This window comes from Thermostichus sp. MS-CIW-40, from assembly GCF_054058315.1.
Genome location: NZ_JBSSAC010000017.1, coordinates 15121 through 35388, shown reverse-complemented (window position 1 = coordinate 35388; position 20268 = coordinate 15121). Strand labels below are relative to the sequence as shown.

Annotated in this window: 16 protein-coding genes; 10 read left to right on the top strand and 6 right to left on the bottom strand. The window is 59.9% G+C overall.

Features of this window, described 5'->3' with window-relative positions; genetic code table 11:
* The first annotated feature begins 165 nt into the window (after positions 1-165).
* Positions 166-5598, top strand: coding sequence for a response regulator (locus ACVWXF_RS07280; RefSeq protein ID WP_457474038.1), 5433 nt, complete (start codon positions 166-168; stop codon positions 5596-5598).
* 72 nt (positions 5599-5670) lie between these two features.
* On the opposite strand, the gene upp is transcribed toward ACVWXF_RS07280, so the two are convergent.
* The gene (gene upp, locus ACVWXF_RS07275) at positions 5671-6306 is read right to left on the bottom strand and encodes a uracil phosphoribosyltransferase (protein WP_457474037.1); all 636 of its coding nucleotides are present in this window, start codon (positions 6304-6306) and stop codon (positions 5671-5673) included.
* Positions 6307-6420: 114 nt separating this feature from the next.
* Between upp and ACVWXF_RS07270 the strand changes: the two genes are divergently transcribed.
* The gene (locus ACVWXF_RS07270; RefSeq protein WP_457474036.1) at positions 6421-7605 is read left to right on the top strand and encodes a metallophosphoesterase family protein; all 1185 of its coding nucleotides are present in this window, start codon (positions 6421-6423) and stop codon (positions 7603-7605) included.
* A 384-nt stretch (positions 7606-7989) separates the two neighbouring features.
* On the opposite strand, the gene ACVWXF_RS07265 is transcribed toward ACVWXF_RS07270, so the two are convergent.
* Positions 7990-8880 carry a 2OG-Fe(II) oxygenase gene (locus ACVWXF_RS07265; RefSeq protein ID WP_414344481.1) on the bottom strand — a complete coding sequence of 297 codons (891 nt, stop codon included), beginning with the start codon at positions 8878-8880 and terminating at the stop codon, positions 7990-7992.
* Positions 8881-9390: 510 nt separating this feature from the next.
* A complete protein-coding gene (locus ACVWXF_RS07260; RefSeq protein WP_457474035.1) occupies positions 9391-10296 on the bottom strand; it encodes a cation diffusion facilitator family transporter in 906 nt (301 codons plus the stop codon).
* A gap of 135 nt (positions 10297-10431) precedes the next feature.
* Between ACVWXF_RS07260 and ACVWXF_RS07255 the strand changes: the two genes are divergently transcribed.
* A complete protein-coding gene (locus ACVWXF_RS07255; RefSeq protein ID WP_414417016.1) occupies positions 10432-11838 on the top strand; it encodes a UDP-glucose dehydrogenase family protein in 1407 nt (468 codons plus the stop codon).
* A 23-nt stretch (positions 11839-11861) separates the two neighbouring features.
* Entirely contained in the window at positions 11862-12809 is a 948-nt protein-coding gene (locus tag ACVWXF_RS07250) for a UDP-glucuronic acid decarboxylase family protein (protein ID WP_457474034.1), read from the top strand.
* A 49-nt stretch (positions 12810-12858) separates the two neighbouring features.
* Here ACVWXF_RS07250 and ACVWXF_RS07245 read toward each other — a convergent pair whose 3' ends face one another.
* Positions 12859-13239 carry an ArsR/SmtB family transcription factor gene (locus tag ACVWXF_RS07245; RefSeq protein WP_457398146.1) on the bottom strand — a complete coding sequence of 127 codons (381 nt, stop codon included), beginning with the start codon at positions 13237-13239 and terminating at the stop codon, positions 12859-12861.
* Positions 13240-13366: 127 nt separating this feature from the next.
* On the opposite strand from ACVWXF_RS07245, the gene ACVWXF_RS07240 reads away from it, so the two are divergent.
* The 4 genes from ACVWXF_RS07240 (at position 13367) to ACVWXF_RS07225 (ending at position 17128) form a co-directional block, all read left to right on the top strand.
* Positions 13367-14083: an MBL fold metallo-hydrolase gene (locus tag ACVWXF_RS07240; RefSeq protein WP_414413400.1), complete on the top strand. Its 717-nt coding sequence runs from the start codon at positions 13367-13369 to the stop codon at positions 14081-14083.
* A gap of 116 nt (positions 14084-14199) precedes the next feature.
* Entirely contained in the window at positions 14200-14682 is a 483-nt protein-coding gene (locus ACVWXF_RS07235) for a DUF29 domain-containing protein (protein ID WP_414352140.1), read from the top strand.
* Between the two features lie 56 nt (positions 14683-14738).
* Entirely contained in the window at positions 14739-15314 is a 576-nt protein-coding gene (locus ACVWXF_RS07230) for a rhodanese-like domain-containing protein (protein WP_457474033.1), read from the top strand.
* A complete protein-coding gene (locus ACVWXF_RS07225) occupies positions 15311-17128 on the top strand; it encodes a SulP family inorganic anion transporter (RefSeq protein ID WP_457474032.1) in 1818 nt (605 codons plus the stop codon). The genes ACVWXF_RS07230 and ACVWXF_RS07225 overlap by 4 nt, the downstream gene beginning before the upstream one ends.
* Here ACVWXF_RS07225 and ACVWXF_RS07220 read toward each other — a convergent pair.
* Positions 17103-18359: a coenzyme F420-0:L-glutamate ligase gene (locus ACVWXF_RS07220; protein WP_240527862.1), complete on the bottom strand. Its 1257-nt coding sequence runs from the start codon at positions 18357-18359 to the stop codon at positions 17103-17105. The two genes, ACVWXF_RS07225 and ACVWXF_RS07220, sit on opposite strands and share 26 nt — an antisense overlap.
* Before the next feature lie 209 nt (positions 18360-18568).
* Between ACVWXF_RS07220 and trxA the strand changes: the two genes are divergently transcribed.
* Both trxA and lipB read left to right on the top strand, forming a co-directional pair.
* The gene (trxA, locus tag ACVWXF_RS07215; protein ID WP_011430556.1) at positions 18569-18901 is read left to right on the top strand and encodes a thioredoxin; all 333 of its coding nucleotides are present in this window, start codon (positions 18569-18571) and stop codon (positions 18899-18901) included.
* Positions 18902-18914: 13 nt separating this feature from the next.
* On the top strand, positions 18915-19697 hold the full coding sequence (gene lipB, locus ACVWXF_RS07210; protein ID WP_099813144.1) for a lipoyl(octanoyl) transferase LipB: 783 nt from the start codon (positions 18915-18917) through the stop codon (positions 19695-19697).
* Here lipB and ACVWXF_RS07205 read toward each other — a convergent pair.
* Positions 19694-20143, bottom strand: a complete 450-nt coding sequence (locus ACVWXF_RS07205; RefSeq protein WP_168175114.1) for a tetratricopeptide repeat protein — start codon at positions 20141-20143, stop codon at positions 19694-19696. The two genes, lipB and ACVWXF_RS07205, sit on opposite strands and share 4 nt — an antisense overlap.
* Positions 20144-20268 lie beyond the last annotated feature (125 nt).

Genomic DNA, 20268 nt, shown 5'->3' with positions numbered 1-20268 from the left:
TAGGGACAAGGATCCCCATGCAGGAGACGTTATCGATCCTTAGCAAATGCCACTGGGATCCCCCTGTTCCGACTTTTGGCCGGACTCTTCGCTCAGGCGAGCCTCAATCTGTCCGGTCTGCTATTACTGATGCATACCTGTGGGCTGTAGGAAGGGCCTCCTGCCATGAATGAAGAAGCACAAAAGCGGATCCTCAGTTATTTCATCGAAGAAGCCCGCGACCACTTGGCAACGATTGAACAAGTGCTCCTCAGCCTGCGGGACAGCATGAGCGATCCCGAGCTGATCAACGAGCTGTTTCGAGCTGCTCACTCCATCAAGGGGGGAGCTGCCATGCTGGGCCTCACCAGCATCCAACGGACGGCCCACCGCATGGAAGATTTTTTCAACATCTTTCGCTCCCGTCCAGGCGGAGTGCCTGTCGACCAGCACCTGGAAACCCTGCTGCTGCGGGCTTTTGATGGGCTTTCGATGTTGTTGGAGGAGCTGCAGAGCCCCCGCGGCCTCACCCAAGAAGTCAGCAACACCACCCTGGCGGAATTGGAGCCGGTTTTTCAAGAGACCGAAAGGCACATTCAAAATCTTCTCGGCGAGGGCCCTGTCTCAGCTCCCGTCTCGCCGCCGGCGGTTCGCACCCTACAGCAGGACATGGCGGAGGTGGTGCCGCAGCAGTTGCGCCAGATGCTGGAGCTGTTTAAACAACGGGATCAGCCAGATGTCCGAGAGCGCTTGGCAGCGGCGAATGCCGTTCTCAAGGAGATCGGGCAAGTCCATCATCTGGCGGGCTGGCAACAGTTGACGGAAACTTTCGAGCAAGCTCTGGGCAACCCCGATGCCGACCTGCGTGCTCTGGCTTTGGTCGCCCTGCGGGATTTGAAGCAGGGACAGCAGCTCATCCTAGACGGCAAGGCCGAACAGGTTGCCCCTTCTTCAGAACTGCAACAATTGGCTCGCCCTGCCGCCCCTCCTGCCCCACCGGATCCTCTTGAGGTGGTGGTGCATCAGCAGATCCCGGCCCTGCTGCGCCAGATGCTGGAGCTGTTCAAACGTCCTGACGACCCGGCCACTCGACCGGCTCTGCAAGCTCTGGCCCAATCTTTGCAGGATTTGGGGCAATCTTCGGCTCTGGAACTGGGGGGCTGGACAGATTTGACCCGCTTGATCGGCGAGATTTTGGCGGATCCCAGCCAGGATTTGCGGCAGTTGGCCCTGCCGGTGCTGCGAGATCTGAAGCAAGCCCACCAGGCTCTGGCCAATGGAGCGGCAAACACCATTCAGCCCTCGGCTGAGCTGCTGGCTTTCCGCCCTGTTCCGGCAGCCCCTGAAGAGCCAGAAGTCCCTGAGCCCTTCGACCTTGGCCTTGCTTGGGGGTCTGAGGCAGAGCCGTCATTCCCAGAACCTGGGGGTGCCCCAGAGGATTGGGCTGCGGCTGCTGGGATCCCTGCGGAGGAAAGCGCTGCCCCCGATCTGAGCTGGGAAGCTGAGCCGGTGCCAGAGGCGGTAACCCTCGCCGAGACCTCTTTTGATGGAGATGAGCTCGGAGCCGACCGGTTGCCGGAGCAGGAGAGCGCAGAGACAAGCTGGGATCTGGTGGCAGAGCAGACCTCATCCCTTGGGGAAGCGGGCACTGCTGAGGACTCCGTCCCGCTGGCGGGAACAGATTCAGAGCACCGATCTGCTCCCGCGGAAGAGGGGGATCTGGATCTGAGTTGGCCAGGGATCCGAGCCGAAGCGGCTTGGGAGGAAGACTGGAGGACAGCTGCCGTGCCGGCAGAAAGCCCAGAAGAGGACGGGCAGGGAGCTGACTTGGCCTCTGTTGCGGACGACTTCGGTCGCGTTAGCGGAGCGGAGCTCTATGCCACTCCCTTGGATCTGGAGGAAGAAGCCACCTCAGCCTTTGACGAGCTGTTTGCCAACGCAGAAGCGCTATCCGATATCGAAGAGTTCCCAACGGAGCTGATCCCCTCCTCTCCTGAGCCCCTCTTGCAGACCTTTGAGGATCTGAGCCCAAGGTTGGATGAGGAGAGAGCTGAGGCCGATCTGGCGGAGCTGTTTGCCGAAGTGGTGGGTGAAGGGGCAGAGGGGTTTGTCTCTGCTGAGCCTGCCTGGGATGCTGAACAGGAGCCGACTGCCCAGAGCGTTGCTGCGGAAATGGGCGAGGGATCCGGCTTTGTCCCAGACGAAGCCGCAAGTGCCGGGGTAGAGGCCCTATTTGAGCTGGAGGAACTTCCCGTAGAGAGTGCTTTCCGGCAGGAAGGGTCTCAGCTTCCGGACTTGGAGGCCGTTCCCGCTGGTGAGCCGGAGGCCGATCCTTGGGCGGCTGAACCGTCCCCACCCCTTCAGGAAGCCCTTGAGGACGGGGAAATCGCAGCAGACCTTTGGGCTGAATTTCCCGCAGATATCCAGCTAGAGGATTTTTCCATCCCAGCAGATTATCTGGCAGAGTCGGGATCCGACGAGGTGGGATCCTCAGAGTTCGCTGACTCTGCTGCCTTCGATACTGCCGAAGACAGCCTGGAGAGCTTTTTTTCCACCCCTGCGGCAGAAGCCGATCCGGCTTGGTCGATGCCGGAAGCAAGTGAACCTTCCGTATTTTTGGATCCCTTTTTTGGCCCATCCCTGGACATCGCTGAGGCTGATGCTGCCGAAGCTGAGCAACTGGGGGATCTCTTTATCGGCGAACCCTTCCCCACGTCGCCCGACATGGCCAATGAGCCGAGGGAATCGCCAATTCCAGACTTCGGAGCCGAGCTGAGCCTAGGGGATCTCTTCGCCGGCGAGACCCTCGAGGAGGCGTCCGATGGGGACTCCATCCCCCTGACCCAATCAGCAGCTGGGGACACAGCAGAAGCCCAGGAGTGGGCGCTTCTGGAGGATCTGTTCCCGGTCCAGGAGGAGTCTTTCGCAGACCTGCAACCCACGGCTGAGGAGGCAGTCGCCCCTTCCCCCGAGCTCTCCTTCGACCGTCTCGATGCCCTATTCACCCAGGAATCCGACCCAGAAGAACTGAGCCTGGGGGCCAGGGGATCCCTCTCGGCCATGGATAGCGACAGCCAGGTGGATCTGGATGAGTTGAGCCAGTTCTTTGCAGAAGGGGAAGCGCCCCAAGAAGAACCCCCCTTGGATCTTGCCACCTTCCTGGAGAACACAGAAGCTTTGCAAGCGAGCAGCCTGGCGGAAGTGCCCGTGTCTGAGCCAGAGCCGCCGGTTGCCGCACTGGAGGAAGAAAATGCCCTCCAGCCTGCGGAGGACGATCTGGAAAGCCAGTTGGCCAGCCTGTTTGCAGAGGATGAATCCTTAGCCGTTCCTGTTGGCGAGGCCGAGACCCCAGAGGAAGAGGCGCTGGAAGCTGCTCCGGCTCCCCGTTTGGACGATTTGGCCGCCCTCTTCGACGCTGCCGAGCCGGCGGTAACCCCTGAGCTAGAAAAGGCTATCGCCCCCCTTGTGGGATCCCCTGCAGCCGCGAGCGGCGAGGCTGCTGACGACTTTGCAGCCCAGCTGGAATCGCTCCTGGGCGATCTCGAGGTTCCTGCCCAAGCACCTGCCGCTGCTCCTACACCTTCACCATCTGTTGCTGCTCCCGCTCCGGCGGCAACTGGGCCGACTTCACGGCGAACTGCTGCCCTCAGCAACCCTGTGATGCGGGTGGAGGTGCGCCACCTCGACTCCATCAACAACCTGGTGGGAGAGTTGGTGGTCATCCGCAACAGCATGGAGCAAAACCAAACCCGTCTGCGCCAGTTTCTGGATGGCCTGTTGGGCCGTGTGCAACAGCTAGGGGATCTGGGCCAGCGCATGCGGGATCAGTATGACCGCTCCTTGCTGGAATCGGCTTTGTTCTCCAGCCGCAGCAGCTCAGCCTATGGCGGCACGGTAACGGTGGGCTTCGGTCGAAATGGGGAGGGATCCAGCCGAGGAAGGCGGAGTCATTCCTCCGGCCAAGAGTTCGACAAGCTGGAGATGGATCAGTTTACGGCCTTCCACGCTCTGGCCCAGGAGATCATTGAGCTCATCGTGCGGGTGCGCGAGTCCTCCTCCGACATCGAGTTTGCCGTGGATGAGGCCGAGCAGATCACCCGCCAATTCCGGCAGGTAACCACCCAACTGCAAGAGGGCCTGAACCGGGCGCGCATGGTGCCCTTCTCGCAAGTTGCCGACCGCTTGCCCCGCGCCATTCGGGATCTCTCCATCAAAACGGGCAAGCAGGCCAGCCTGGTGGTGGAAGGCCGTGACACGCTCATCGACAAGGCCATCCTGGAGGAGCTCTATGACCCCATGACCCACCTGGTGAACAACGCCCTGGTACACGGGATCGAGACCCCTGAGGAGCGGCGGCGGGCGGGCAAGCCCCCTGAGGGCAAGATCACCGTCAAGGCCTTCTATCAGGGCAACCAAACCATCATCATCGTCTCGGACGATGGCGCCGGGATCCCGGTGGAGAAGGTCAAGGCCAAGGCCCAAAGGCTGGGGCTGCTGTCGGAGCAAGCCGACGAAGACGAAGTGTTCAACGTTCTCTTCCACCCCGGCTTCAGTGTTCGCGAGGCCAGCGAAGTGGACGATCTGGCCGGGCGGGGGGTTGGCTTGGATGTGGTGCGCCGCAACATCACCGATCTGCGCGGCAGTATCCAAGTGGATTCTGTGCGGGGCAAAGGAACCACCTTCACCATCCGCCTCCCCCTCACCCTGAGCATCTCCAAGGCCATGGTGTGTGTCAGCGACAAAGCCCTGATCGCCTTCCCCCTGGATGGCGTGGAGGAGATGCTGGATGTTCCTGCCGACGAAGTTCAGCCGGATGAGCAGGGGCGGCCCTCGATTCTCTGGCGGGATCAGCGCCTTCCCTTCCAGCCCCTCTCAAATCTGCTGGCCTACAGCCGCAGCCACAGCCGCAGCCGTTCCGAGGTGTACAGCATCACCCAGGATGAGGGCATTATTCCCATTGTCATCCTGCAAAGTGCCGGCCAGTATGTTGCCCTGCAGGTGGACAGCTTCGTGGAAGAGCAGGAAATCGTGATCAAGCAACTGCGCGGGCCTGTGCCCAAGCCACTGGGCATTTCTGGGGCAACGGTGTTGGGGAACGGGCGGGTGCTGCCGATTGCCGACATCATCGAGCTGGTGGACATAGCCCACGGTCGCCGTCGGGATCTCAACCGCTTCTGGCTGGATCACCGGGATGAGGAGCCAACCCCAGAAGAGGTGCGCCAGACCACCGTGTTGATCGTGGACGACTCGATCACCGTTCGGGAGCTGCTCTCGATGTCTTTCCAGAAGGTGGGCTACCGGGTGGAACAGGCGCGGGATGGCCAGGATGCCTGGGAAAAACTGCGCGGCGGCCTGCCCTGCGACCTCATCTTCTGCGACATCGAGATGCCGCGGATGGACGGCCTAGAACTGCTCACCCGCCTGCGGGAAGACAGCAACTTCAAGCATCTCCCGGTTGCCATGCTCACCTCGCGAGGGGCAGAACGGCACCGGCAAACAGCACGGGAGCTGGGAGCAACTGCCTACTTCACCAAGCCCTATCTGGAAGAGGAGCTGCTCAGCGCTGCTGCCCGCATGTTGAGGGGGGAACAGTTGTTGGCGCCCAACCCAACTTCCTAATCGCGACAGCGGTGCGGTTCCCGTTCAGTGTGGCGCAGCAACATAGGGTGCTGTAGGCATGGCACTCTCCCATCAGCGGGTGCCGAACAGGCGATCCCCTGCATCTCCTAGGCCGGGGAGGATGTAGCCGTGCTCGTCTAGGCCATCGTCTACAGCAGCGGTATAGATTGGCACATCTGGGTTCTGTTCGTGGAAATACCGGATCCCTTCTGGGGCGGCCACCAGGCAGATGAAGCGGATCGACTGGGGTCGGGTTTGGCGTAGGCGCGCTACAGCCGCTGCTGCCGAATGGCCGGTGGCCAACATTGGATCCACCACCAGCACCTCACGATCTTCGATATCGGTGGGCACCTTGAAGTAGTACTCGATGGGGATCAGGGTATGGGGATCCCGATATAGGCCGATATGCCCCACCCGTGCTGATGGGATCAGCTCCAGCATGCCGTCGAGGAGCCCTTGGCCGGCCCGCAGGATGGAGACAAGCACCAACTTTTTCTCTGCCGCCAACATCGGCGCCAACATTGGGGCCATCGGGGTTTGAATGGACTGTAGCTTGAGGGGCAGATCGCGGGTCACCTCGTAGGCCATCAAGAGGCTGATCTCCCGCATCAGCGCTCGGAAGTCGGCGGTTGTAGTTTCAACACGGCGCATGAGGCTGAGCTTGTGCTGCACCAGAGGGTGATCGATGGTAATCACCTGGGCCACCATGCTGTGCTCCTGAGATAATCGGGATCCCGTGATGGATGCCAGAATAGCAGAAGCGCTTGTCCCCCCGGTGGGCCGAAGGCTCTATCTGCTTGCTGTTGTCAAGGGGAGTAATCCGTGCAGATCCGCTTTGCTGTGGTGAGCGATCCCCACGTCGCCCTCCCTTCCACCCTTTGGGATCACCCCAGCCGATTTCACCTGGTAGAGGTGAGCATCCCGGCTCTGGAACAGGTTTTGCAGCATCTGGTGCAGTTGCCTCTGGATTTTCTGCTGTTGCCGGGGGATCTGACCCAGCATGGGGAGCCGGAAAACCATGCATGGCTGGCAGAGCGGCTGGCTCGACTGCCCTTTCCGGCTTTTGTGGTGCCCGGCAACCACGATGTGCCCCAGCCCAAGGCCAACGGGCGCTCCATCGGTTTGGCGGATTTTCCCCGCTACTACCGAGCTTTTGGCTATGAGGATGGGCAGTCTTTGGATTACAGTCGGCTGTTGCGGCCAGGGATCCGTTTGATCGGCCTCAATTCCAACCATTTTGATGCTCAGGGTCAATTGGTGGGGTGTCTAACCCCAGAACAACTGACCTGGCTGGAGAAAGAATTGGCGGCAGCCAAAGAAGAGCTGGTGCTGCTGATGGTGCACCATAATGTGGTCGAGCATCTGCGCGGCCAGTCTCTCCATCCCTGGGGGCGTCGCTACATGCTGGAGAATGCCTCTCAGTTGCGGCGGCTGCTGCAAGCTTATGGGGTGCAACTGGTGTTCACCGGACATCTGCACATCCAGCACATCGCCCGACGAGGGGGGGTTTACGACATTACCACCGGCTCTTTGGTCAGCTTTCCCCACCCCTACCGCCTTGTCGAGATCCGGTCGGATCGAGAGACCGGAATCCAAGTCCATATCCAGAGCTACCGGGTGGGATCCCTGCCCGATTGGCCCGATTTGCAAGCGTTCTCCCGGGAGTGGATGGCCCAGCGCAGCGAACCAGCGGTGGTTAAGTTTTTAACCTCCGCACCGCTGAATTTGCCTTTGGAACAGGCACAAGCCTTGGCCCCACAATTGCGCTACTTTTGGGCAGCGGTGGCTGCCGGGGATCCAGACCTCACTTTCCCCGACTTTCCCCAGCCAGCAGGCCGATTTCTGGAGCGTTTCAGCCGTTGTTTTCGCTGCCCGCCTGATAACCAGGCCCAGTTTCGTTTGATTTCGATTTTCTCTTTTCCAGTTTCTAAGGATCCCCCCCAAGGGGGAACCCTCAACTTGAGTTCAAGGGAAAACGCCAGATCTCAAGCTGTTTCCAATTTCTAGGGATCCCCCCGAAGGGGGAACACCATTCGAGGGGACTCGCGTTTTTCTGGTCTGGTCCCAATAGCGTGTTTCCAATTTCTAGGGATCCCCCCGAAGGGGGAACAGTATTACTGGAACTACCGTTCCCAACGGTGGGTTCGTATGAGTTTCCAATTTCTAGGGATCCCCCCGAAGGGGGAACTACTACAACGACGATGGCAGTGTCAAAGTTGAGGGGGGGGGGAATGTGATCAGTGGTAATCACTTTGTGCAGACCACCAGCAGTCAAGGGACGACCATCGGGCGGGATCGCAGGGGCAACCACTGGCTACACCATTTTGTCCAATGGCATCGTTTGCACTGGCAGGGGCAGAACCCGCACTTGTATCATTCCGCCCAATGTGCCTATTTACGCCGTACCCAGCCGTTGACCGTAAATCTACTATCGGCAAACTGCCGTGAGGGACAAGTCACGGGTAAAACTTCGTGCATCAGATAGCTGGGAAAGAAAATGATAGTGTTGTTGGCAGGAACATAGGTTTTATAGGTGTCGGCTTTGACATACATATTGTTTCGCACTTCAGAGTCGTAGATCAGCAGTTCCCCCCCAGAAAACTGCTTGGGTTCTCGGTAGAAGTAATAGACATAGGTCAGTTCCCTTTCTTTGGCATCAGGACTGCCGTTGTCATTGTGCACTTTGTAATAATTGCCGTGGTTGTGCGCTGTCATTTGACATTCGATGTAGGCGATGGGAAATGGCTCCATTTTTAGGCTTTTGAGCACTTGGGGGATTAGCATTTGCACATAGTGGAGAATCACCCCTGAAAACTCAGGGAAGTCATGCAGCACCCATGAACGGCGGTATTCACTGTCATTCGCTGAGTTTCGGGAAGGGACAAACCGCCCTTCGTTGGCGATCGCATATTCTAGTAACTGTTGGTTTTTGTCCCGCGGCAAAAAGTTATCCACCCGTGCATAGACCGCAGGCTGTTTTTGGGGCGCGGTGGTGGGGGTGTGGACATTGATAGCCTTGTTAGGAGTGATAGACCAAAGCCTGATCCCCTCTTGCTCGTCAACTACACAACAGCGGAAGTTGCGCCACGGAAATTCATAGGCGAGGGGTTGTTCCCGCAGAATTGCCAAGCGGGACTCTGGTAAACCTAAAACCTGCCCCAGTTCCTCCGTGGTGAGCCAATACCCCCTCTCGGCAATCTCTTGTACTGCCTGCAGTTGGCGCATTAAATCTGTAACTTTTTCCCAACCTTCTGGCATAGCTACCCCCCTGCTCTCTGCCATGCTGACCAAAATCTCGCCATCTGCTCAGCTGTGCCCACAGTGATCCCAAGTCCTGTTTCCAATTTCTAGGGATCCCCCCGAAGGGGGAACATGGCCGCCCGCCGCACCTCCGGTGGCACCTTGGCCAAGTTTCCAATTTCTAGGGATCCCCCCGAAGGAGGAACTTCACTACTCAATAAATTGGAGGAGTACTATGGCTACTGGTTTCCAATTTCTAGGGATCCCCCCGAAGGGGGAACTCCACCCCTATTAAAGCCAAGCAGGGCAAGGGATGCAAGACCCGTTTGCGAGGGATCCGGAAAAAAGGGGGCAAAAAGAGTTTCGGCGAGGGGGTTTTGGGGCCGGAAAGCCTTGTGGCACAAGGCGTCGAGGGATCCGAAGAAAGAATGGGCTTTTCCGAGATTTTGAGGGACGCTCGCAGAGGCGTTGATACCGTTTTGGTGTTCTTTTGGAAACATCAGGATCCCTGAGGTTTGGCTAGGCTATCTGTTGGCAGGTGGCGAGCTCCTGCTAGGGTTGCTCGATATGGGAGCGAGGCTCCAGGTGGATGAGGATCCGCGCCGGCCCGTAGCGCCCTTGCAGGAGGTGTTCGACTTCCTCAGTGAGGCGGTGGGCGGACTCAATGTCCTGTGGCTCCACCACCAGGTGCATCTCGATAAAGACCATTTCCCCTGGGATCCCGCGGGAAGTGATGTCATGGCAGTCGAGCACGCCTGGCACGCTCAGGATCAGATCCCGCAGGGCCTCAGAGGGGATCGCCACCCGGTCGGTGAGGTAGGGAAGATACTCCTGCAGCACTTCCCAGCCGCTTCGGAGCACCAGCAGCGCCACCGGCAAAGCCAGGGCTTGATCCAACCAAGGGATCCCCCAATAATGCATGCCGGCCAACCCCAGCAACACTGTCAGCGTCACCCCAACGTCGCTGAGGGTATGGCGCGCATCGGCCAACAGCAGCGAGCTGGACAGAGCTTTGCCCCAGCGGTGCTCGTAGAGGGTGACAAAGACGTTAATGCCCAACACCCCCACCATCACCCCCAAGGTTAGCTCGTCAATCTGCAGGTGGGGCTGGGGCTCCCAAAACCGCTCCACGGCTGTGCGCAAGATTTCCAGGCTGGCCATCCCCAAAAAGGCAGCGATCCCCAGCGCTCCAATGGCTTCAAACTTGCGATGGCCGTAGGGATGGTCGTCATCGGGCTCTGGCGAAGAAAAGCGCATGGCCACCAAGCCCAAAATGTTGCTGGCGCTGTCGGTGGAGCTGTGCAGGGCATCGGCAATTAGGCTTAGGGATCCCGTCGTCAGCCCCAGGATTAACTTGATCAGAAACACCAGGACATTTAGCCCTAGCGTGACGTACAGCACCCTCTGCACTTGGCGCTGACGGCGGCTGGCTATGGCAGCAGAATCCAGAAAGCTCACTGCAGCTCGGGCGGGGATCCACAGATATCCTGCTTTATTCTGTCACCGACCTCAATAGGGGTAAGGGAGGGTACCCTAAAAGCAAGCTGCTAAGGCTTAGTCAAGTGGCCGCCGATTGGGGAGCGAACTCTGAGTATGCACGTTGCTGTGGTAGGCGCTGGCTATGTGGGCCTGGTAACAGGGGCTTGCCTGGCTCACCTAGGAAATAGCGTTATCTGTGTGGACAACAACCCCGCCAAGATTGAAGGGCTGCAGCGGGGTCGCCTGCCCATCTACGAGCCCGGCCTGGAAGAGCTGGTGCGGGAGGGAACTGCGGCGGGTCGGCTGCACTTTAGCACCGATCTGGGCTCTGGGATCCAGGCCAGCGAGGTGGTGTTTATTGCCGTGGGCACCCCGGCCCTGCCCAGCGGGGATCCCGATCTGCGCTACGTGGAAGCAGTGGCGCGGGAAATTGGCCAGCATCTGGACGAGCACTATCGAGTCATTGTCAACAAATCCACTGTGCCCATTGGCTCTGGGGACTGGGTGCGCATGCTCATTTTGGACGGGGCCGCCGAAGCCGCCAAGCAGCGGCTGAGCAGCCGAGAAGTGGGGAGGGATCCTGAGGCCAGATCCCTGACCTTAGAGCTCTCCCCTTGGACGCCGCAGTTTGACGTGGTGAGCAACCCCGAGTTCCTACGGGAGGGCAGTGCCATCCAAGATACCTTCTACCCGGATCGCATTGTGATTGGCTCCAACAGCCCCCGCGCCATTGAAATCATGCGGCAGCTGTATGAACCCATCCTCAACCGCCAGCAGGGCCTGCAAGGGGATCCCGTGCCTTTGCTGGTCACCGACCTGGCTTCTGCCGAAATGATCAAGTATGCCGCCAACGCCTTCCTGGCCACCAAGATTAGCTTCATCAACGAAATGGCCAATATCTGCGAGCGCACCGGCGCCGACATCACCCAGGTGGCAGAAGGGATCGGCCTAGATAGGCGCATTGGCCGCGCCTTTCTCAACGCTGGCATAGGGTGGGGCGGAAGCTGCTTCCCCAAAGATCTGGCGGCTCTTATCCAAACCGCTGCTGACTATGGCTATGAGGCCAAGCTGTTGCGGGCCACGGTGGAGGTTAACCGAGAACAGCGGCAACGTTTGGTGGAAAAGCTGCAGCAAGCCCTCAAGGTGCTCAAGGGAAAAACCATTGGCCTACTGGGTCTGACGTTTAAACCCCACACCGACGACCTGCGGGATGCCCCTTCCCTGACTTTGATCGAACAACTCCACCGTCTGGGGGCCAAGGTCAAGGCATATGATCCAATTGTATCCGCCTCGGGGATGCGGGAGGGGCTAGCCCATGTGGTGGTGGAAACGGATGTGTTTCGCCTGGCCCAAGATTGCGATGCCCTGGTGCTGGTGACGGAGTGGCCGGAGTTTTTGTCGCTGGATTACCGACGGATTGCAGAGCTGATGCGGCGGCCCTTGCTCATCGATGGCCGTAACTGTCTGGATCGGGAGGCGGTGCGGCAGGCGGGCATAACCCTCATTGGAGTGGGCTGGTAGGCGCTGAGAAACAAGGGGAATTCATGAAAATCTTGGTTACAGGTGGCCTGGGATTTATCGGATCCCACTTGGTAACCCGCCTTCTGCAAGAAGGCCACTGGGTCATTTGCCTGGACAATGGCTCCACAGGCCGGCAGCTCAATGTCCAGGCCCATCTGGACAACCCCGCCTTTCAGTTCATTTGGCACGACGTGGCGGATCCCTTGCCGCCCGCTTTGCCAGAGGCTGGGATCCAGCAGATCTACCACCTGGCTTGCCCCGCTTCTCCCCCCCACTACCAAGCGGATCCCATCCGCACCATCCGCACCAGCGTCTGGGGCACCTATCACCTGCTGCAACTGGCCCAGAAAACAGGGGCTAGGTTCCTGCTGGCCTCCACCTCAGAAGTGTACGGGGATCCCCAAGTGCATCCCCAACCGGAAGACTACTGGGGCCACGTCAACCCCATCGGCCCGCGGGCCTGCTACGACGAATCCAAGCGCTTGGCGGAAACCCTCACCTTCGACTGGCAGCGGCAATACCAAACGGAGATCCGGGTGGCCCGCATCTTCAACACCTACGGCCCCGCCATGCGGGAGGACGATGGCCGCGTGGTGAGCAACTTTATCGTCCAGGCCCTGCGCGGGGATCCCTTAACAGTTTATGGGGATGGATCCCAGACCCGCAGCTTTTGCTACATCTCCGACCTGGTGGAAGGCTTGATCCGGCTGATGAACAGCCCCTACCCCGGACCCTTTAACTTGGGCAACCCAGAGGAGTTCACGATCCTGGAGCTGGCCCAGCAGGTGCTCGCCCTCACCGGCAGCCCTTCTCCCATCGTTTACCGGCCTCTGCCGACGGACGATCCCAAGCAGCGGCGGCCCGACATTCGCAAAGCCCGTGCCCTCTTGGGGTGGGAACCTCGGATCCCGCTGCAAGTTGGGCTGCAACAGACCATCCCTTACTTTCGTCAGCGGCTGGGGCTGGACTAATCATCAGGTGCTCCCGACAACCCCAACCCGTTTGAGAACCATTTTCGCCTCAGCTCGGTTGACCTGGGTGAATGGCTGCCAGCGGCTCCAGTTGGCGGGCTTGCTGTTGCAGCCGACTCACCAACTGCCGACATACCACTTCACACAGCTCAAAGCACATGGGATCCGCAATTTGGTAATAAACACTCACCCCCTTGGGCTGACGGCTGACGATCCCTGCCTGCGCCAAGATTTTCAGGTGCTTGGAAACATTGGCCTGGCCCATACCCGTAGCTTCCAAGATTTGGGTGACGTTCTTGGGCCCCGAGCGCAACTGACACAGGATCTGCAGGCGGCTGGGTTCCGCCAAAACCTTGAAGTACTCTGCCACGCTGTCGAGAACCTGCGGCGTCAGGATCGTGCGACACTCATTCACATCCGCTCTGCTCACCGGCTTTCTCCCATCAACAAACCTGCTTGCGCCGTTCGTCAACTTGATTTTAACACTAGATAGTTATATAGTGTTCCTAGAAAGTCCAAGTTCACGTCGGGCTTTCGATACCAGACAGGAGGGCACTATGCTATTTCGCCAACTGTTCGACGCAGAAACAAGCACCTACACCTATTTAATCGCGGATCCGACAACTCGCGAGGCCGCCCTGGTGGATCCGGTACTGGAGCAGGTGGAGCGGGATTTGAAGCTGATTCGGGAATTGGGTCTAACCTTGAAGTACTGCCTGGAAACCCACGTTCACGCGGATCACATCACGGGAACCGGGAAGCTGCGGGAACTGACCGGTTGCCAAGGGGTGGTGCCAGTACAGGCCAAGGCTCAATGTGCAGATCGTTTCATCGGTCATGGGGAAACGCTGCAAGTGGGATCCGTCGTCATTGAAGCCATCGCTACCCTGGGCCACACCGACAGCCACATGACCTACCGCGTGAATGGGGATCGCGTCCTTACCGGAGATGCCCTGCTGATCCGCGGCTGTGGGCGCACGGATTTCCAAAGCGGGGATCCCGGCCTGATGTACGACCATGTTACCCAGCACTTGTTTACGCTGCCCGACGAGACTTTGGTCTACCCCGGCCACGACTATCGCGGGCACACCGTCTCCACCATTGGCGAGGAGAAGCGCTGGAACCCGCGCTTTGTGGATCCGGAAACGGGCAACCTGCGTTCCCGTGAGAGCTTCATTGCCCTGATGAACAGCCTCAACCTGCCCCAGCCGAAGAAGATCCAGGAAGCGGTGCCGGCCAACGAGCAGTGCGGCCAAGTGGCAGCAGCGGTTTAATTCCTTCTGGGCAGCGAGGTGCAGGGTAAGCCCCCGCCGGCTGGGGAGCCCATGTGAAACTCCGATGGTGAGGGCCTGCTGCTCTGGGTAACCTTCTCTCAATTGGCTTGCCAGAAATGGAGAGTTTGAGCGTGGATCGAGAAAGTCTCTATGAGAGCGATTTCTACGCTTGGATCCAGCAACAAGCTCAATTTCTGCGGGATCGGGCCTGGGAGAAGCTGGATCTGCCCAATTTAGTCGAGGAGATTGAATCGTTGGGCAGGCAACAGCGGCAGGAACTGCGAAACCGACTTGCAGTTTTGGTTGGGCATCTCCTCAAGTGGGAGTACCAGCCAGAGGGGAGATCCGCAAGCTGGCTCCTCACCCTCCAGCTGCAGCGGCAGGAAGTTCTGGAGCTTCTTGAAGAAAGCCCAAGTCTCAAGCCCTATTTGCCAGAGGCCATCTCCAAGTCTTACTTGGGAGCGCTGAAGCTGGCCCTGGAGGAGACCAAGCTGCCCAGAAAGATTTTCCCCAAAACCTGCCCTTATTCCTCAGAGCAAATCCTGGATAGCCGGTTTTACCCCGGTGAGCCCAGTCATTTGCTTGAGGAGGGGGACTAATCCCAAAAATCGCTGCATTTTGCATTTTAGACAACGCTAGAAGCAAGGAGACAACCATGACCGTAACCCAGCAAAACCCCACGCCTTCTCAGGAACGGGATCCCCGTCTCAAGGAGATCGATGCCCTGACCTTAAAACAGTGGCTGGATCAGGGGCGAGTCCAGCTCATTGATGTGCGGGAGCCAGGAGAATACGCCGATGAGCGGATCCCGGGGGCCATCAACATGCCCCTATCTACCTTTGACCCGGCCAAAGTGCCTGCTTCCACGCCAGAGAAGCCGGTGGTGTTGCACTGCCGCATGGGCAGCCGCTCCATCCGCGCCGGTTGTCAGTTGCTAGACCGCGGTTGGCCGGAGGTGATTAGCCTTAAGGGAGGGATCGAGGCTTGGAAAGCGGCCAAGCTGCCCGTTACCCGCACCCAAAATGCGCCCATCTCCATCATGCGGCAGGTGCAGATTGCGGCGGGATCCCTGGTGCTCACCGGAACCCTTCTGGGGGCCTTTGTCAACCCCTGGTGGCTGCTGCTGAGTGGCTTTGTGGGCGCTGGGCTGGTGTTTGCGGGTGTAACCAACACCTGTGGCATGGCTCTGCTCTTGGCTCGCATGCCCTGGAACCGAGGTCAGGCGCTATGAGTGGGATCCCTTCTACTTCCTCTTCGGGGCAAGGGATCCTGGCGCGGTACCTGCCCTTTGCCAAGGATTCCCTTTGGGTCTTCCACTATCAACGATCAGATTTGCCGGGAGATCTGATCGCCGGCCTTGTGGTGGCTATTCTGCTGGTGCCTCAGAGCATGGCCTATGCCCTGTTGGCCGGGTTGCCCCCCCAAGTGGGCCTGTACGCCAGTATTTTGCCGGTGATCGTCTATGGACTACTGGGATCCAGCCGCGCCCTGGCGGTGGGGCCGGTGGCCATCATCTCCCTCTTGGTGGCGGCAGGGTTAGAGCCGCTGGCCGGTCGCGTCAGCGGGACGGAGTCCTTGCCGGGCAGCCCGGAGTATGGACAGTTAGCTTTGGGGCTGGCCTTGGAGGTGGGTCTGGTCCAGGGGGCCATGGGGTTGTTGCGGCTGGGGTTTTTGGCCAATTTCTTAAGCCACACGGTGGTGACTGCCTTTGGCAGCGCGGCAGCCTTGATCATCGGCTTCAGCCAGCTCCGCCACCTCTTGGGGGTCAAGATCGCCAACACGGAGTCCTTCTTGCTGTTGGTGCAGCGGCTGTGGCAAAGCCTGGACAAGGTAAACTGGGTAACCTTTGGCTTGGGGCTATTGGCCATATCCCTGCTGGTGTACGCCCAGCAAAAGTTGCCCCACCAACTGCGGCGTTGGGGTGTGCCTCCAGGTTGGGCCTTGATTTTGACCAAGGGGGCACCGCTAGCGGCTGTGCTCGTGACCAGCCTGCTGGTCTGGGGCCTAAACCTCTCGGAGAGGGCAGGGGTATCCGTTGTTGGCTCCATTCCTTCCGGGCTGCCCCCTTTGAGCTTCCCCCAGTTGAGCTGGGAGCAGTGGACAGCGCTTCTGCCCACAGCCTTGGCCATCAGCCTGGTGGGCTTTACGGAAAGCTATGCGGTGGGGCAGTCGCTGGCCAGCCAGCGGCGCCAGAAAGTGGATCCCAACCAGGATCTGGTGGCCCTGGGGGTGGCCAACCTGGCGGCAGCCGTGAGTGGTGGCTACCCGGTAACCGGTGGGATCAGCCGCTCGGTGGTTAACGCTCAGGCCGGGGCCAACAGCGGCCTGGCCTCGGTGGTCACGGGATCCCTGATAGCCCTGGCAGTGAGCTGGCTGATGCCTCTGTTTACCTTCCTGCCCCAGACGACCCTAGCAGCTATTGTGCTGGTGGCAGTGCTGGGACTGGTGGATTTTCACCCCTTGCTGCAGAGCTGGCGCTACGACCGCGGCGATGCCTTGGTTTGGCTGGTCACCTTTGCCAGCGTGTTGGGGATCGGGGTGGAGCCGGGGATTGGGCTGGGGGTGCTGGTTTCCATCCTGCTCTTTCTTTGGCGGGCCAGCCGTCCCCACATCGCCATTGTTGGCCAGGTGCCGGGCACCGAGCACTACCGCAACGTGCTGCGCCATGAGGTGATTACCGATCCGCGCATCTTGGCGGTGCGGGTGGATGAAAGCCTGTTTTTTGCCAACGCGGCCTACCTGCAGGAGTCCATCCTGCAGGAGGTAGCAGCGCGGCCAGCAGTGGAACAGGTGCTGCTGGTGGCCAGCGCCATTAACTTCGTCGACGGCAGCGCTTTGGAGGCCCTGGCCCAGTTGGTAGAACGTCTGCAGCAAATGGGGGTGGGCTTTGCCCTGGCCGAGGTGAAGGGGCCGGTGATGGATCGCCTCAAAAGGGCTGGGTTTGTGGAGAAAGTGGGCGCCGAGCGCTTCTTCTTGTCGACCCACCAGGCGATGCAGGTTCTCAAGTCTCAGACGAACTCTATGCCGGCAGCCGCTTCCGGATGAGCACAATCGGCGTTTGCTCTGCCGCATTGCCGGCTGGGTTCTTGCGCAGCGCCTGCTCCACCAGCTCCTCCTCCACGCCAGGGCTGGTTGCCAGAACGCTTACTTCGCCTAGATCGTTGGCATCGACAATGGCCACCTCGTAGCCGGTCTGGGCATGGAGCTCGGCCACCAGCTTGGCCGGATCCCGCGGCCCCAAGACGATGAACTGGTCGTAGGGGGGCAAAGTGCCGGTGACATCGTCGATCAAGGCCGCCTGCTCCCCCGCCAGGGCGTAGAAGGCTCCGCGGATCCCCAGCAATTTGGCCAGGGATCCGACGACAAAAGCCCCCAACACCCGCCAGGCCCCCGAACAGTCGATCAACGTCTGCATCCCATAGCAGCTTGAGAGACTGGTTTTGGAAGGGAAGAAGTAGCAGAGGGTGCGGGCCAGCCAGCCGGGCTGCACCTGCAGGGGATGGCGAAAGTTGCCCTGGACGATGGCCGCCGCGCTTTCCGAGATGGCCACAATATCGCCGGGCTGGATATGGGGGCCTACGTAGTGCCGCAGCACCTCGGCTAGGTCGTCGCTGGGGGTAAGCAGATGGGTGGGAACAGGAGCCCAACTCACCAGCCCCTGCTGCTGCCAGGCCAGCTCCGGCAAGGGCTCCACTTCCTGCAAGGGCAGGATCAGGTGGCTGGTCTTCAGGGTGCGCCGTTGCCGCCCGTACTGGATGTAGTCCAACTCCAGCCAGGCCGAGCGCAAATCTGCCAGCCCTTCCCCCTCTAGCTCGATCTCGACTTCTAAGCCGGTCTGGCTTTGGGGGGAGATGATGTAGGCCTGCCAGTAGTTGTCTGGGCGGGGGGGCAGATCCGGATGGCGGGAGCGCAGGCGGATCCTACTTTGGATCCCTTCGAGGGAGCCGGCGCTGAGCAGATGCAGCCGCGGCTGCACCTGGGCCAAGGTGACCTCAAAAAGGGGGTTGAGGTTGCGGGCCACAAACTCGGCCTGGATAAGCCAGCGATGAGGGCTGAGGCGGCTGAGGCGCCAGCTCTGGGGCTCCACCAGCAGACAGTCGGCGGGGCGGGTCTTCAGCCAGTACAGCAACGTCGCCACACTTAGGAGCAGCCCGGCCACCACCTGGATCCAGGCCGAGGGATCCCAAAGCCAGCGCCCGATCCCCCAGAGGCTCAAGACCATGCCAGCCAATACGCCAGCCACCACACCTCGGCTCACCATCCGAATGGTTGCCATTGGGATCCCACTCCTTAAACCCTGCTCAAGTCTGCCCCTTCCTTCAGGCCTGCACCCTAGACTACAGGTACGCTCCCCAGCCCTAGCCATCCTACCGGGAAACCGCCAGCACCCTGTAGCAGGATCCCTATCTACACCTTCATCTCAAACAGTTAGACTAAAAATAGATTGCACCCTAAGTTTTCTGCCGCATCCTTTGGAGGTTGCCCATGGCCCAAAAACAGCAGTTCAAGAGCTTTGACGACATGATCCAGGGATCCAAAACTCCCATTCTGGTGGACTTTTACGCTACCTGGTGTGGTCCCTGTCAGGTGATGGCTCAGGTGTTGGAGCAGGTGAAGCCGCAGGTGGGGGATGCTATTTCCTTCGTGAAGGTGGATATAGATAAATACCCCAACATTGCTGCCCGCTGGGGGATCTACGCTGTGCCGACTCTCATCCTGTTCAAAGACGGGAAGCCGGTTGACCGCATCGAGGGGCTGTTGCAGCCTCGCGCCCTGGTGGAGCGGTTGCGGGCGCAGATCGGCCTGCCGGTCAGCTAAGGGCAGATAGACCTTGAGGGCGTTTTGGCAGGAGCTTGAGGCGGGGCCGGTTCTCCAAGTTCACCAGGCGGGAGAGGTGCCCTACCGCAGGGCGTGGGCTTGGCAGCAAGTCAGGTTGGCCCAGATGATCCGCGATCCCCAGGTGCCAGATGGGCTTTTGTTGCTCACCCACCCGCCGGTCTACACCCTGGGGGCGGGGGCCGATCCCAAGTTTCTCAAAAGCCTGGCTGGACAGATAGGATCTCCAGACACTCAGCCAGAGTCCCCTGTTACTGAGGGGCCGGAGATCCTGCGGGTGGAGCGGGGCGGCGAAGTGACCTACCACGGGCCGGGCCAGTGGGTGGGTTATGCCCTGCTCAACCTAAAGCGCCATAGGACTGTCTACGGCTCCCACGGCCAGCCGGATCTGCATCGCTACCTGCGCCACCTAGAAGAGGTGCTCATCCAGACTGTGGCCCACTTCGGCCTGCAGGGGGAGCGGATCCCTGGCCTAACAGGGGTTTGGGTGCAAGGCCACAAGGTGGCGGCCATCGGCATCAAGGTCTCCCGCTGGGTGACCTACCACGGCTTTGCCCTCAACGTCTGCCCGGATCTAGCTGCCTTCGAGGCCATCGTGCCCTGTGGGATCCCTGATCGCCCGGTGGGATCCCTGGTTCAGTTTTGTCCCCGAGTAACGATGGCGGCAGTGGCCCCGGTGGTGGTGAAGTCCTTTTGTCAGGTCTTTGGGCTGCAAGCTCAGGAAGTTTCCTTATCAGAGTGGTTGGGAGAACGCAAGTCTCTAAAGACTCAAGGCTAATCCACCCCCAACTGGCGCAGCAGTTGTTGCATGATGGTTCGGTCGGCAAAGTTGCCACTCTTGGAAAAGAGAGCCAAGGCCTGGCGAAAGTCGGCCATGGCGGCTTCTCGATCCCCCAGTTGCAGGTGGGCCACGCCGCGGCTGAAGTAGGCTTCTGGAATTCGCGGATCCAACTGAATGGCCCGCTCCGCATCGGCCAGAGCTTCTTCCGGCTGGCGCAACTGGTTGTAGACGTAGCTGCGGTTCACATAGGCCGGAGCATAGCTGGGATCCAACTGCACCGCCCGATCCAGATCCGCCAGGGCAGCTACGGGATCCCCCCGCAGCAACTTGAGGGATCCCTGCCAGTTGAACTCGGAAGCGGTGTTTGGGGCCGAGGTCTTCTCAGGAGGAGGTGGGAAGGCAGGCAAAGAGATGGCAGGGGCAGGAGCGAGGAATGCTGCCAAGAAACCTATCAGAGCTATCCTTCCCCATCGACACTTGATTGTGCTCCGCACCGCTAATGACGTCCTCTTCGGATCCCGAACTAGTTCAATATAGACCGTCGGCGAGAGGGGCAACCCCCTGCACT

Coding starts and splice junctions, on each gene's coding strand:
- ACVWXF_RS07230 (WP_457474033.1), top strand. CDS start 14,739: ATGACCGTAACCCAGCAAAACCCCACGCCTTCTCAGGAACGGGATCCC.
- ACVWXF_RS07250 (WP_457474034.1), top strand. CDS start 11,862: ATGAAAATCTTGGTTACAGGTGGCCTGGGATTTATCGGATCCCACTTG.
- trxA (WP_011430556.1), top strand. CDS start 18,569: ATGGCCCAAAAACAGCAGTTCAAGAGCTTTGACGACATGATCCAGGGA.
- ACVWXF_RS07265 (WP_414344481.1), bottom strand. CDS start 8,880: ATGGCAGAGAGCAGGGGGGTAGCTATGCCAGAAGGTTGGGAAAAAGTT.
- ACVWXF_RS07255 (WP_414417016.1), top strand. CDS start 10,432: ATGCACGTTGCTGTGGTAGGCGCTGGCTATGTGGGCCTGGTAACAGGG.
- ACVWXF_RS07225 (WP_457474032.1), top strand. CDS start 15,311: ATGAGTGGGATCCCTTCTACTTCCTCTTCGGGGCAAGGGATCCTGGCG.
- ACVWXF_RS07235 (WP_414352140.1), top strand. CDS start 14,200: ATGGAGAGTTTGAGCGTGGATCGAGAAAGTCTCTATGAGAGCGATTTC.
- ACVWXF_RS07240 (WP_414413400.1), top strand. CDS start 13,367: ATGCTATTTCGCCAACTGTTCGACGCAGAAACAAGCACCTACACCTAT.
- upp (WP_457474037.1), bottom strand. CDS start 6,306: ATGGTGGCCCAGGTGATTACCATCGATCACCCTCTGGTGCAGCACAAG.
- ACVWXF_RS07220 (WP_240527862.1), bottom strand. CDS start 18,359: ATGGCAACCATTCGGATGGTGAGCCGAGGTGTGGTGGCTGGCGTATTG.
- ACVWXF_RS07280 (WP_457474038.1), top strand. CDS start 166: ATGAATGAAGAAGCACAAAAGCGGATCCTCAGTTATTTCATCGAAGAA.